Origin of the sequence: Arthrobacter subterraneus, from assembly GCF_900099735.1 — a bacterium.
GTDB classification, from domain to species: Bacteria; Actinomycetota; Actinomycetes; order Actinomycetales; family Micrococcaceae; genus Arthrobacter_D; species Arthrobacter_D subterraneus.
In genome coordinates this window covers 90,609-102,978 of the sequence record NZ_FNDT01000001.1, presented here as the reverse complement: position 1 = coordinate 102,978, position 12,370 = coordinate 90,609, and the positions used below count along the sequence as shown (strand labels likewise).

At 66.4% G+C, this 12,370-nt stretch carries 8 protein-coding genes; 3 read left to right on the top strand and 5 right to left on the bottom strand.

All coding sequences use genetic code 11. The features are described from left to right. Positions 1 to 83: 83 nt before the first annotated feature. The 4 genes from BLS52_RS00420 to BLS52_RS00405 form a co-directional block, all read right to left on the bottom strand. Positions 84 to 926 (bottom strand): MetQ/NlpA family ABC transporter substrate-binding protein, encoded by an 843-nt coding sequence (locus BLS52_RS00420; protein ID WP_026544172.1) that lies wholly within the window; start codon positions 924 to 926, stop codon positions 84 to 86. A 116-nt stretch (positions 927 to 1,042) separates the two neighbouring features. Continuing rightward, positions 1,043 to 1,798, bottom strand: coding sequence for a methionine ABC transporter permease (locus BLS52_RS00415; protein WP_035777897.1), 756 nt, complete (start codon positions 1,796 to 1,798; stop codon positions 1,043 to 1,045). After that, the gene (locus tag BLS52_RS00410; protein WP_026544171.1) at positions 1,795 to 2,775 is read right to left on the bottom strand and encodes a methionine ABC transporter ATP-binding protein; all 981 of its coding nucleotides are present in this window, start codon (positions 2,773 to 2,775) and stop codon (positions 1,795 to 1,797) included. Before BLS52_RS00410 ends, BLS52_RS00415 begins: the two co-directional genes overlap by 4 nt. 309 nt (positions 2,776 to 3,084) lie before the next feature. Beyond that, the gene (locus BLS52_RS00405; protein ID WP_090584472.1) at positions 3,085 to 3,771 is read right to left on the bottom strand and encodes a 3'-5' exonuclease; all 687 of its coding nucleotides are present in this window, start codon (positions 3,769 to 3,771) and stop codon (positions 3,085 to 3,087) included. Between the two features lie 93 nt (positions 3,772 to 3,864). Here BLS52_RS00405 and BLS52_RS00400 point away from each other — a divergent pair, with 93 nt between their 5' ends. The 3 genes from BLS52_RS00400 to BLS52_RS00390 are packed head-to-tail and all read left to right on the top strand — an operon-like array spanning position 3,865 to position 11,089. Continuing rightward, a complete protein-coding gene (locus BLS52_RS00400; protein ID WP_216699025.1) occupies positions 3,865 to 4,302 on the top strand; it encodes an MGMT family protein in 438 nt (145 codons plus the stop codon). Next, a complete protein-coding gene (locus tag BLS52_RS00395; RefSeq protein ID WP_090584120.1) occupies positions 4,299 to 7,613 on the top strand; it encodes an ATP-dependent helicase in 3,315 nt (1,104 codons plus the stop codon). Before BLS52_RS00400 ends, BLS52_RS00395 begins: the two co-directional genes overlap by 4 nt. Then, positions 7,610 to 11,089 (top strand): ATP-dependent helicase, encoded by a 3,480-nt coding sequence (locus BLS52_RS00390; protein WP_090584119.1) that lies wholly within the window; start codon positions 7,610 to 7,612, stop codon positions 11,087 to 11,089. Before BLS52_RS00395 ends, BLS52_RS00390 begins: the two co-directional genes overlap by 4 nt. 105 nt (positions 11,090 to 11,194) lie before the next feature. On the opposite strand, the gene BLS52_RS00385 is transcribed toward BLS52_RS00390, so the two are convergent. Further along, positions 11,195 to 12,349 carry a macrolide 2'-phosphotransferase gene (locus BLS52_RS00385; protein WP_090584118.1) on the bottom strand — a complete coding sequence of 385 codons (1,155 nt, stop codon included), beginning with the start codon at positions 12,347 to 12,349 and terminating at the stop codon, positions 11,195 to 11,197. Between the last annotated feature and the right edge of the window lie 21 nt (positions 12,350 to 12,370).

Sequence of the window (12,370 nt, the reverse complement as noted above, 5' to 3'; positions counted from 1 at the left end):
GTCTGCCGGCCGTTCCGGTGTGAGTGCGGTCTGCGTCCGCGGTTTCTCGTGGTCCGCCGCGGTTTCTTCGGAGTCCGCCGGTCCTAGAACGCGGGGGAGACGTCGCCGTTGGGCCAGGTCTCCTCGATGTACTGCTTGACCTCAGGGGAGTGCAGCAGTTCCTCGAGCTTGGCGATGCGTGCATCACCCTCGGACGAGGTGTTCCAGGCGAGGAAGTTGGCGTACGGGTTGCCCTCGACGGACTCAACCACCAGGGCATCGTCCGTGCTGAGACCGGCGTCGAGGATGTAGTTGCCATTGATGATCGCTAGGTCCACCGTGGGGTCCTGCAGATCATTGAGCAGCAGCTCCGGCTGGTTCTCGACGAACTCAAGACCCAACGGGTTCTGCTCATCGGTCAGGGACAGCACCGAAGCGTCCGCTTCGATGTTCTCGAGCAGGCCTGCTTCCTGCAGGAGGGTGAGCGCACGCGCCTGGTTCGACGGGTCGTTGGTGATCGCCACGCGACCGCCCTCGGGGATGGCCGAGGCGTCGTCGTGCTTCTCCGAGAAGGCTGCGTAGGGCTCGATGTGCACGCCCTCACCGTGGGCGAATTCGTACCCCTGGTTCTCGACCTGGCTCTCGAAGTAGGGCAGGTGCTGGAAGTAGTTGGCGTCCAGGTCGCCCTCGCTCAGCGCGATATTGGGGGTGGTGTAATCGTCGAACTCCTGGATCTCGAGCTCAATCCCGGTGCCCTCGGTGAGGTTGTCGCGGACAAACTCCAGAATCTGTGCGTGGGGCACGGGGCTGGCACCCACGGAAACCGTTGCGGGGCTCGCCGGATCGAGGGTCTCGACGGCGGCGGGAGCGCTGTCGCCTGCCCCGCAGGCGGAGAGGGTGAGAAGAGTGGCCAGGCCGGCTGCTGCCAGCGAGAACTGCTTACGCATGGAAATCGTGCGTTCCTTTCGTAGAACCGGGCCCTGAACGGATCAGGGGCACCGGGGAAGTGACAGCTGGCTGCTACCGGCTGTTGTGGCCCCGACTGAAGGCGGGGGAAGAATTTTTAGACGCCGACGACGTCGTTCGCTGCTGCCTGCCGACGGACGCGCCTGCTGCGGCCGGCTCCCGCGGTGGCGGCAGTGCGGTGGTCCACACGCTGTGCGAGCCGGTCGCCGACGATCTGGATGACCTGCACGATGGCGACGATGATCACGATGATCACCACCATGACCATGGTGTCGAACCGCTGCAGGCCGTAGTTGTAGGCGAGCCTGCCCAGTCCGCCGCCGCCGATGATTCCGGCCATTGCCGAATAGCCCACGAGGGTGACGAGCGTGGTGGTGAAGGCTGAGATGAGGGAAGGCAGTGCCTCCGGGATCAGGACCTTGGTGATGACCTGCAGCCGGGTTGAACCCATGACCAGGGCAGCATCGATCTTGCCTGATGAGACATCACGCAGGCTCGTCTCCACGAGGCGGGCGAAAAAGGGGATGGCACCGATGCTGAGCGAAACCGAGGCGGCCACGGGCCCGATCGATGAACCGGTCAGCAGGCGGGCGAGTGGGATCAGCGACACCATGAGGATGGCGAAGGGGATGGATCTCGTGATATTCACGACGACGTCGCTCACGATCCGGTTGGTGACAGGCATCGGCCGCAGCCCGCCCGGGCTGCTGGCATGGAGGAAGATCCCCAGCGGGAGACCGACCAGCAGGGTGAAGAAACCCGATATCCCGATCATCTGAAGGGTTGCGAGGAACTCCTCAGGCAGGGCCTCGGTGATTCCGGGATTCTGGAACAGGTCGTCGAACAGGCTCATGCTGCCACCTCCACATGGACGCCGGCGCCTTCAAGGTAGGCGGTGATTTCACTCAGCGGACGGGGGGAATCGACTTCGACACGGAGCCGGCCGAACCGTGACCCGCCGAGAGTCTCGACGGTTCCGGCAATCACGTTGACGTTGGCATCGAAGCGACGGGTCAGCTCGGACAGGACGGGCGCTGACGCGGTATCTCCGACCAGGAGCAGTTCCAGCTCGGGCAGACCCTCGCCGACGGTGCCGGCGGGCAGCGGCATCAGCGATCTCCCGAGGGATCCACCCCGCTGGCTGACCACCTCGCGGAGGGGTCCGTGTTCAATGATCCGGCCGCGCTCCAGCAGGGACACGGAGTCGCAGATGCGCTTCACGACGTGCATTTCGTGGGTGATGACCAGGACCGTCAGATTCAGCGTATGCGTGAGGCTGCGGATGAGGGTGAGAATGTCTTCGGTGGTGGCGGGGTCCAATGCTGACGTCGGTTCATCGCATAGGAGTACATCGGGATCGGATGCCAGAGCCCGCGCGATGCCTACCCGCTGTTTCTGTCCGCCGGAGAGCTGCGAAGGGTAGGCATCGGCGAATTCGGTCAGGCCCACCAGCGAGAGCAGCTCTGCCACCTTGCGGTTGACGTCAGTCTTCGGGGTCTTCACCAGTTCGAGCGGATGCGCAACGTTCTGCGCTGCCGTGCGTGAGTCCATGAGATTGGCGTGCTGGAACACCATGCCGATGCGGCGCCGCGCAGTGCGCACCTCCGAGTCCCGAACGGCGGTCAGCTCCCGGCCGTCGATGACGACGGCGCCCGAGGTGGGACGGTCCAGGAGGGTGAGGCAGCGGACAAGGGTGGACTTGCCGGCGCCGGAGTGCCCGACAATGCCGTGGATCGACCCCTTGGGTACCGAAAGGGTGACGTCGTCGAGGGCTGTGACGGTACGTTCACCCTGACGGTAGGTCTTGCGCAGGTTCGTGACTGTGATCATTTGGTCCTCAGGCTGTCCGGGGTTGCAGGATCTCTGCGAACTCCGCTGCTCAGGCGAGCAGGAAAGAAGTATCTTTGGACGCGCTGCCCGGGATATCCGTGGGTCCCAGCCGCCCGGGAAACCGGTGCGACGGGCGCGTCATGATGCCCATTAAGTGTGGCACGGGCGAAAGATTCGACTGAAGTTTAGTGCCCGGAATCACGTACAGGGCCCTGGCTCGGCCCTTTCAGGCCCCTGTGTCGAAGAATCTGCGATTCCGAGGGGTGGCTGCCGCTGCTTTTCGGACTGATGGATGATCCCGGCCGCACATCAGGAAGCGATTGCGGGCCAGCTGCCTTCCACTACCGCGTCGGGGTCCTGGCGGCGGAGGTACGCCTCAAAGCTCTGAGCCTGGCGAAGGGCCCAGGTCACCTGATGTTCGTGCAGCTCAGGTGCCGGACGGCGGAGCTGCTGAAACCGCTCGGCCAGCACTGCAGCGACTCCGAGGGTTGCCATCACGTCCGCGGCGGAAGTGTGCGCATTCTCCAGGAGAACGCCGTAGTGCCCGCACATGGCAGTAAGCGTGCGCTTTCCCGGACGGTACCGGTCCGCGTGCTTGTCCATCACATAGGGATCGAGAACGGGAAATGGGTTGGGAGTGAGCACGCCGTGCCGGAGGCCCTCCTGTGCGAGGACTGTGAAATCATAACGGGCGTTGAAAGCCAGTACAGGGATCTTTCCGCGGAAGTACCCGCCGAGAACCCCGGCGATCTGGTGCACCACCTGTGCCGCAGGGGCACCGTGCGTCCTGGCGGTGCCGGTCGCAATTCCGTGGACAGCCGTTGCTTCCGCGGGGATGTCCACCCCCGGGTCAGCAAGCCACTCGTGATGTTCCAGAATTCCACCGCGACCGTCAACCAGGATGATGGAGGCGGTGACAATCCGTGCGGTGAGCGGGTCCCGGCCCGTTGTCTCGAGATCAAAGGCTGCCCTGGGATGCATGTGCCAGCTGTTCATGGTCAGGACGCTATCGGCCGGCTGTGACATTTTTCCCTATTGCCGGATCCGGGCGCGGCGCGGCGGCCGGGTTCCCTTCGCTAGTCTTGGGTGGTGCGCGAGCGGGTTCTGGACTATGAGGAGGCGGTCCTGAGCATCGTCAACCTCATTCCGGCGGGAAAGGTGCTCACGTACGGCGACATCGCTGAAATTCTCGAGCGGGGCGGTCCACGCCAGGTGGGCGCGGTGATGTCCAAAGGAAGCGCGGACGTGCCGTGGTGGCGTGTGCTTCGCGCGGACGGCAGGCTGCCGCAGGGACTTGAGTCCACCGCCGTCGGGCACTACCGCGAGGAGTCAACCGCCCTGCGAACCGCCGGTCGTTCCGCGGGCGCCGACGGCACGCGCGTCGACCTCCGCGTCTCCCGGTGGAACCCGAATCCTGCCCAGCAGCGGGACCTGCAGCGTATCCGCGCGGCACTGGCGGCTGGGACCGCGGGTAATTCCTTCTCCCCGGCGGGACTGTCAGAGGCAGATGATGGGGTAGGACCATGAACCGTTCCCCGGCTGTTGCCCCTGCGTCTCCCTACGCCGGCCTGCGCCTGTCCTCCGGCATGGCAGAAGGCCCGCAGCGCCCTGTGCTGAGTGCGGAACAAGCGGAGATCGTGTCGCTCGGGGCAGGCTCCGGCCCGGTGCTTGTGCTCGGCGGACCGGGAAGCGGCAAGACACAGGTTCTCGTTGAGCTGGCGGTCAGGCGGATCCTGAACGGTGATACGGGACCGGACCGCATGCTCATCGTGGCACCCACCAGGCTGGCGGCGGCGCGTCTCCGCGATTCCATCACTGCCCGCCTCGAGCGCAGCCTGAGCGCTCCGCCGGCCCGGACCTGGTCGTCCTACGCCTTCGACCTCATCCGGAGGGCACGCGTAGCTGGACTGCTGCCCGAGCTGGCACGGTCCCCGCGGCTTCTCTCCGGTGCGGAACAGGATCTGATCATCAGGGAGCTTCTGGACGGACACCGCAGGCTCGGTCTGCTCGAGTCCCGTTGGCCGGACGGTCTGCGCCTCGCCCTCGGGACCAGGGGCTTCCGGCAGGAGGTCCGCGAACTCTTCGACCGCGTCAGTGAGTACAGCCTCCATGCGGATGACCTGACCGATCTGGGCCTCAGGTTCGACCGCCCCGACTGGGTGGCCGCGGCAGCGCTCTACAGCGAGTACCGGGATGTGCTGGATCTCCGCATGCCCGAGGCATTCGACCCCGCCGGTATTCTGACTGCCGCCCGGGGCATTCTCGAGACCGACCCCGGTTTCTGCGCAGAGGAGAGAAGCAGATATGAGCTGATCCTGATCGACGACTACCAGGAGTCCAACACCGCCATGCATGCTCTGTGCGGTGTCCTTGCGGAAGGAAAGGACGCCTTCATCACGGCCTGCCCGGACACCGCGGTCCAGGGTTTCCGCGGCGCACGCCCCGACCTCGCTGGACGCCTGCCCGAAGAACTCGGCCAGGTTCGCATGGCCCAGCTCACCGGATCACACCGTCTGACCGGGAGGCTTGCGACGGGGTGGGTGTCCGTGGCGGCGAGGACACCGGTGAGCGGAACACCAGTGGGCTACCGCAGGCTGGCGGAACCTGGCGGAGGTTCCGGTCAGGGTGAGCTCTCCGGAGGTTCCAGTCAGGGTGAATGCGGGCCCAGCCGGCCGGCAGGTGCGGAATTATCGGTCCACGTGGTGGACTCCGGCTATCACGAGCAGCGCTACGTTGCGCAGCGGATACTCGAAGCCCATGTGGAACAGGGTCGAAGTTTCAGTGACATCGCGGTCATCACCCGGACCGGTGCACAGGTGGCGGAGCTCCAGCGGTATCTTGCCGGCCAGGACATCCCGGTCAGTGTGCCGCCGGCTGAACGTGCAATCCGCGACGAACCCGCCGTGCGGCCGCTGCTGGACATTCTCGCCGTCGTCACCGGGGTCAGGGAGCTGGACGCCGAACTGGCTGTGTCGATCATGACCTCCAGGGTGGGGGGTGCGGGCCCGCTTGAGATCAGGCGCCTGCGCCAGTTGCTCAGGCAGGAGGAACGGCTCGCCGGTGGAGTCAGGGACTCCGATCAGCTGATCGTCGATCTGTTCAGCGGGAAGACCGTCGATGACTACAGGCCGCAACTCCGGCCGGTCCGGCGGCTTTCCCTGATGCTGAACGCCGGACGGGAAGCGATCGAGGATGACGCAAGCACTCCCGAGACGGTTCTGTGGGCAGTCTGGTCAGCCTCCGGGCTCTCACCGCGGTGGGAGGAAGCCGCGCTCCGGCAGGGGCCCCCGTCGGCACGCGCTGACCGTGACCTGGACGCCGTCGTCGCCCTGTTCCAGACGGCGGAGCGGTACGTCGACCAGATGCCGGGCGCTCCGGCGGCGGGCTTCCTGGAATACCTGCTCAGCCAGGAGCTCCCGATGGACACCCTCGCCGCCCGGGCGCAGAAGGGAGCCGCCGTCGAAATCCTGACGCCGGCTGCTGCGGCAGGGCGTGAGTGGCCCGTGGTACTGGTGGCCGGCGTACAGGAGGGCACCTGGCCGAATCTCCGGATCCGGGGTGAGCTGCTCGGTTCGGGGGACCTCGTCGCTCTGCTCGAGCATGGGAGTCAGTTCCGGCACCACCGTGATCCGCTGTCCCTCATGCAGCTGACCCGGGCTGATGAGCTGCGCACCTTTTCCGCTGCGGTCAGCCGTGCCTCCGAGGAGCTGGTGTGTATCGCGGTGTCATCCGAGGACCAGCAGCCCTCATCCTTCCTCGACATCCTTGATCCACTCCCTCCGGGCAGGTATGAGCGTCCACGCACGGAGGTCAAGCGGCCGCTGACGCTGCGGGCGCTGGTGGCGGAACTGCGCAGGTATGCGCAGCAGCCCGGGCGCAATGCAGGGGCTGCAGCGGAGGCGGTCCGTCATCTCGGCACAATGGTGCTGCACGAACCGCGGGTGCCGGGTGCCGATCCCGATCAGTGGTGGGGCCTGGCTGGACTGTCATCGACCGGACCGGTGGTCCCTCCCGAGGCTGCCATCCCTGTCTCGCCGTCGAAAGTCGAGGCAGTATTGGCTTCGCCGCTCAACTGGTTTGTCTCCGCGGCAGGCGGAGAGCGTCCCACCGACTTCGCCCGGTCGCTGGGGACGCTGGTCCACTCCATAGCACAAGACATTCCGGACGGCACCGGGAACCAGTACGTCGCGGAGCTGGTCAGGCGCTGGCCCAGCCTCGGCATGAAAGATACCTGGGAGTCCAAAGCGGACCTGCGCCGGGCCGGAGAGATGGTGCGGAAGCTGGGCGGATATCTGGTGGAAATGAGGAAGGCCGGCAGGGTCCTGGCCAGCACCGAGGTGAGCTTCAGTGTGGATCTGCCGGTCATGACGGACGGTGGAGCGCGGACGGCCCGGCTCCGGGGACAGGTGGACCGGGTGGAAATCACCCACGACGGCTGCCTCTTTATCGTCGACCTCAAGACCGGCAGGAACGCTCCACGGGACGCGGATGTTCCGGCACACCCCCAGCTTGCCGCCTACCAGGTGGCTGCGACCGCCGGGGGGCTCAGCGAGGTGGACGGCGATTCAGCCGGAGGTTCACCTGCTGCCCCGGGTAGCGGGGGAGCGGCCCTCGTGCAGCTGGGCACCAGCGCAAAGTCTCCCAAGGTGCAGAACCAGCCGCCGCTTGGCCCTGAGGAGTCCTGGGCACACGAAATGATCGGGCAGGCCGCAAGTCTCATGGCCGCTGCTGCTTTCGAGGCGGTCCATGACCCGGGGCGGTCCAGCCATGGCGGAGGGGGCTGCCGGCTCCCCGAGATCTGTCCGCTCTGTGTCGAAGGAAGGCAGGTGACCGAATGAGTGTGGAGACAACCCAGGCAGGCGCAGCGGCAGCCGATGGAACCGGCCAGCTCTCCGCAAGGGCCCTGACCCGCATGCTGGCCGGTGACGCCGGTTCAGAGATTCTGTTCCCCACGCCGGAGCAGACCCGCATCATCGAAGCGCCGCTGCAGCCGCTGCTGGTTATTGCGGGGGCTGGATCCGGCAAGACCAAAACCATGGCTGACCGCGTGGTGTGGCTGGTTGCCAACAAACTGGTTCGTCCTGAACAGATCCTCGGGGTCACGTTCACGCGCAAGGCGGCCGGAGAGCTGGCCGCCCGCATCCGGCAGCAGCTGCAGTTGTTGTACCGGACGCAGGCGGAAAGTGCGTCGGGCAGCGGAGAGGACCTGCTGGAACCCACCATTTCCACCTATCACGCCTACGCAAACGGCATAGTGCAGGACTACGGGCTGCGCATCGGAGTGGAACGTGACGCCGTCATGCTGGGCACCGCTCAGTCCTGGCAGCTGGCGGGCCGGATTGTCGAGTCCCACCAGGGGCCCTGGGAACACCTCTCTGCAGCCAAGGGGACACTGATCAGAGCGGTACTCACCATGGCCTCGGAATGCGCCGAGCACCTCGTGGATCCCGCAACGGTGAGATCAGTGCTGCAGGAACAGATCGACTCAATCAGCGCCCGCCCCTATCAGTCCGGAAAATCCAAACCTCCCACCCAGCGGGTTGGGTCGCTGTTGGACAAACTCCGAACCCGCGTCACCGTGACCGAACTGGTGGAGCGTTACGCATCCGCCAAGTTCCAGTCGGGTCACCTCGACTACGGTGACCTCGTGTCCCTTGCCGCGCAGATAGCCGGCGAGGTTCCGCAGGCCGTCGATGTTGAACGGCAGAAGTACACAGTAGTACTCCTTGACGAGTTCCAGGACACCTCCCACGCCCAGATGACGCTGTTCTCACAGCTGTTCGGCGACAGCAGGTCTGTTACCGCGGTGGGCGACCCCCACCAGTCAATCTACGGTTTCCGCGGGGCATCGGCGGGACAGCTCAGCACCTTCAGATCGCGTTTCCCCGTCCGCAACGGCACGGGTCTTCAGCCTGCCCCCATGGTGAACCTTTCCGTCGCCTGGCGGAACTCCACAAGCATTCTGCTGGCAGCCAACGCGGTGGCCGACTCACTCAACGTTCCGCCGCCCTGGCTCACCCGCGGCGACCAGCTGCAGGTCCCCGCCCTGCTCCCACGCCCTAAAGCACCGGTTGGCGAGGTGTACCTTGCGCGGTACCTGAGCGAGAGCGCGGCTGACCCACGGGATCCCTCCGCGCCGGACAATCCGCTTGCCCACGAGGCAGGGGCACTGACCCGGATCATCGAGGCACAGCGGCGCCGGTACTTCGACACGGACGACGACGGCCAGCCCCTGCGCCCCACCATTGCAGTGCTCTGCCGCGGACGGAAGCAGTTCGAGCCGCTCCGCCGGGAGCTGCAGGCGGCGGGAATACCGGTCCAGATCGTCGGGCTGGGCGGGCTGCTGCGCACCCCGGAGATCATCGAAATCCTGTCGGTGCTGCGGGTTCTTGGTGATCCGGAACGCTCCGACGCGATGCTCCGGCTGCTTGCCGGTGCCCGCTGGCGTCTCGGCACTGCAGACCTGATGGCGCTGGGTGATTGGGCGCGACAGCTGGCTTTCGATCGTGACGTCAGGATGAATGCGCTTCGGATCGGCACCGGAGACCAGCCGGAATCTGAAGGCGGGGCCGGCGGCGGCAACGAGCCCGGGGAAGGTGGGCATGCCGAGGCGACGGCGCCCACCGAGGACGCGGAACCGGCGAGCCTGGTCGACGCCGTCGATCACCTGCCGCCCGCAGGATGGATCTCCGGCAGCGGGCGCAGCCTTTCGGACACTGCGAGGCAACGGCTCGTCCTGTTACGCGACGAACTGCGGGTGCTGCGCCAGTCGGTCGGGGATGACCTGCACACCCTGATCGGCGAAATCGAGCAGACGCTGCTGCTGGATATTGAGCTTGCGGCAAAACCGGGTGTGAGCGTGCATGAGGCCAGGCGCAACCTTGACGCCTTCGCTGATGCCGTGAGCGGCTTCGTTTCGACCTCCGACCGCGTCGACCTGCCCGCTTTCCTGGCCTGGCTGGAGGCCGCGGATGCCGAGGAGGACGGGCTGCCCGTTACGGCCCTTGAGACCAGCCGGGAGGCGGTCCAGTTGCTGACAGTCCATGCGGCCAAGGGGCTGGAATGGGACGTTGTGCTGGTGCCGGGAATGAATGAGGGCTCCTTTCCCAGCGGAACCGGTTCCCGGTGGAGTTCCGGTGATGCCTCCGTGCCGTGGCCATTGCGCGGGGACGCAGCCGAACTTCCTCAGTGGGACTGGGACCAGCCGGACCAGAAGTCCTGGCTCGACAGCGAGAGCCTGTTCGCAGAGGACGCACTGACCCACACCGAGCGGGAGGAGCGGCGCCTCGCGTATGTTGCGCTGACCCGGGCACGCCACGTACTGGTGTGCTCATCCTCTGCGTGGGGTGGAGGGCGCTCACGGCCTACAGCTCCGTCGCGCTACCTCGAACAGCTGCGGGAACTGGCCGAGTCCGGGGCACCCGGATACCGGGAACTCGCCTGGGTTGGCGATGACGCAGTGGGGGACGAGAATCCGGCACGTGCCCAGAGCGACCGGGCACTGTGGCCTACTGACCCGCTGGGTGCGCGCCGCAGTTCCATGGAGCAGGCGGCGGAGGCTGTCCGCGCAGCGGCGGATGATCAGCGGCCGGGCGCCGTGAGTACGGCGGGCCGCACGGGCACCGGCGCGGCCGGGCGCTGGGACGAGGAGGTCAGCAAAGCCCTCGCGCGCCAGCAGGCACGGTTTACTGCCCCACCTGTTGAGCTCCCCACCCACATCTCCGCATCCCTGATGGTGGAGCTCACCGAGGACAGCGCGGCCGTGGCACGGCGACTGCGGCGGCCGGTCCCGCGCCGTCCCGGATCAGCCGCCCGTCGGGGCACGGCATTCCACGCGTGGATCGAGGAGTTCTATGGCACGACAGGAATGCTGGACTTGGGGGAGTTCCCCGGGGCAGCCGACGCTTTCGTGGACGATGGACTGAAGCTTGAACAGCTCACCGCTACGTTCCGGCAGTCGGTATGGGCTCAGCGCTTGCCCCATGGCATTGAGGTTCCGGTGGAGACCCGCGTTGGACCGGTGGTTGTCCGCGGCCGGATCGATGCTGTCTTCCGGGACGACGACGGCGCATGGGACCTCATTGACTGGAAGACCGGGAGGCCGCCCGCAGCCGCGGACCGGGACGCGAAAGCCATGCAGCTGGCGGTATACCGGCTCGCATGGTCGCGCCTCATGAACGTTCCGCTGGAGGCTGTGCGGGCCGCCTTCTACTACGTGGGCGAAGATCTGCTGGTGCGGCCGCACGATCTTGCGGACAGCAAGACGCTTGAGGAGATCATCCGCGCGGCGACGGGAGTCGGGCCTGCCGGCTAGGAGCAGTGGAACCTGACGGCCGGAGCAGTCGAACCCGCCGGCCAGGAGCAGCGGAACCTGACGGCCGGAGCAGTCGAACCTGAGGGCCGGGAGCGGAAATCAGCGTCAGCCGCGGGGCACCACGGGCAGCGCAGAGGTCTCCAGGTTTTCCCGCCCCTGTAGGGTCCTCACCGGCGGTTCGCCGGCCGCCCCGTCGGAAGCATCTCCGTCGGAAGCGTCGCCGTCGGCGTTGCCGGAGGGGGAGACCGCGCCCTCCCTGCCGGTCTCCTCATCATCCCAGGCACGGTTTCCATACCCCTCGCCAGTGGTGGTGTCTTCTGTCTCCGCCTCGGCAGCCAGCGCCGCTTCTTCCGCAGCAAGGTCAGCAGCGAGCGATCGCATCATCTCCTCAGCCTCATCGACCATCCCGTCATCACCCAACGCGAGACCGCGCACCATCCACTGGGCGAGGGCAAACTCGGCCGCCAGGGCGGCCCTGCGCAGCAGATGGTTGTCGGCCGCATCGGAACGCGCCGCGATATAAGCCTCGTGCACCTCGTCGGCGAAGTCTGCGTCCTGCGTAGCTGCAAGCCAGGCGAAGTCATCTGCAGGATCTCCCACCGAGAGATCGGTCCACCCGGTCACAGCGCAGACCCGTCCCGCGGTAAGCAGCAGGTTGTCCTCGTGGATATCCCCGTGCACCACCGTGGGGTTGAACCGCCAGAGCGAGACGTCCTCCAGTGCATGCTCCCACCGCCGCAGGAGCTCGGACGGGATCCTGCCCGTGGTGGCGGCCTGGTCGAGTTCGTTGAGCCGCCGCTGGCGGACTTCATTGGCCTCATACACCGGCAGGTCGGCTTCACTGACGAGCGTCCTGGGCAGTTCATGCACAGCCGCTATCGCTCGTCCGATTTCCCTTGCCAGCTCCCGCCCTCCGGCGGCCAGTTCGTCGAGCGAGCGGGTGGATCCCTCGATGTGCGAATAGACAAAGGTGCGCAGGTCGCCGATGCGGACCGTGCCTGCAACATGGGGGACAAGGAAGGGAAGCTCTGCGCGTACACCCGGCGTGAACGCTCGCAGCACCTGCAGTTCCGTTTCCAGCCTCATGCTCGCCTCGGTGTGGCGCGGCGCACGGACCCGCCACTGCTTGCCGGAATCGTCGATGAGCAGTGCGGACTCAAAATCGGCCGGGTCATCGGGTGCGGTGGATACGCCGGTCGGGGCGAGACCCGGCACGGCCGCACTGGCAAGGGCCGCAAGTTCCATTGGTGAGCGTTTCACACCATCCACCGTAAGGGCGGG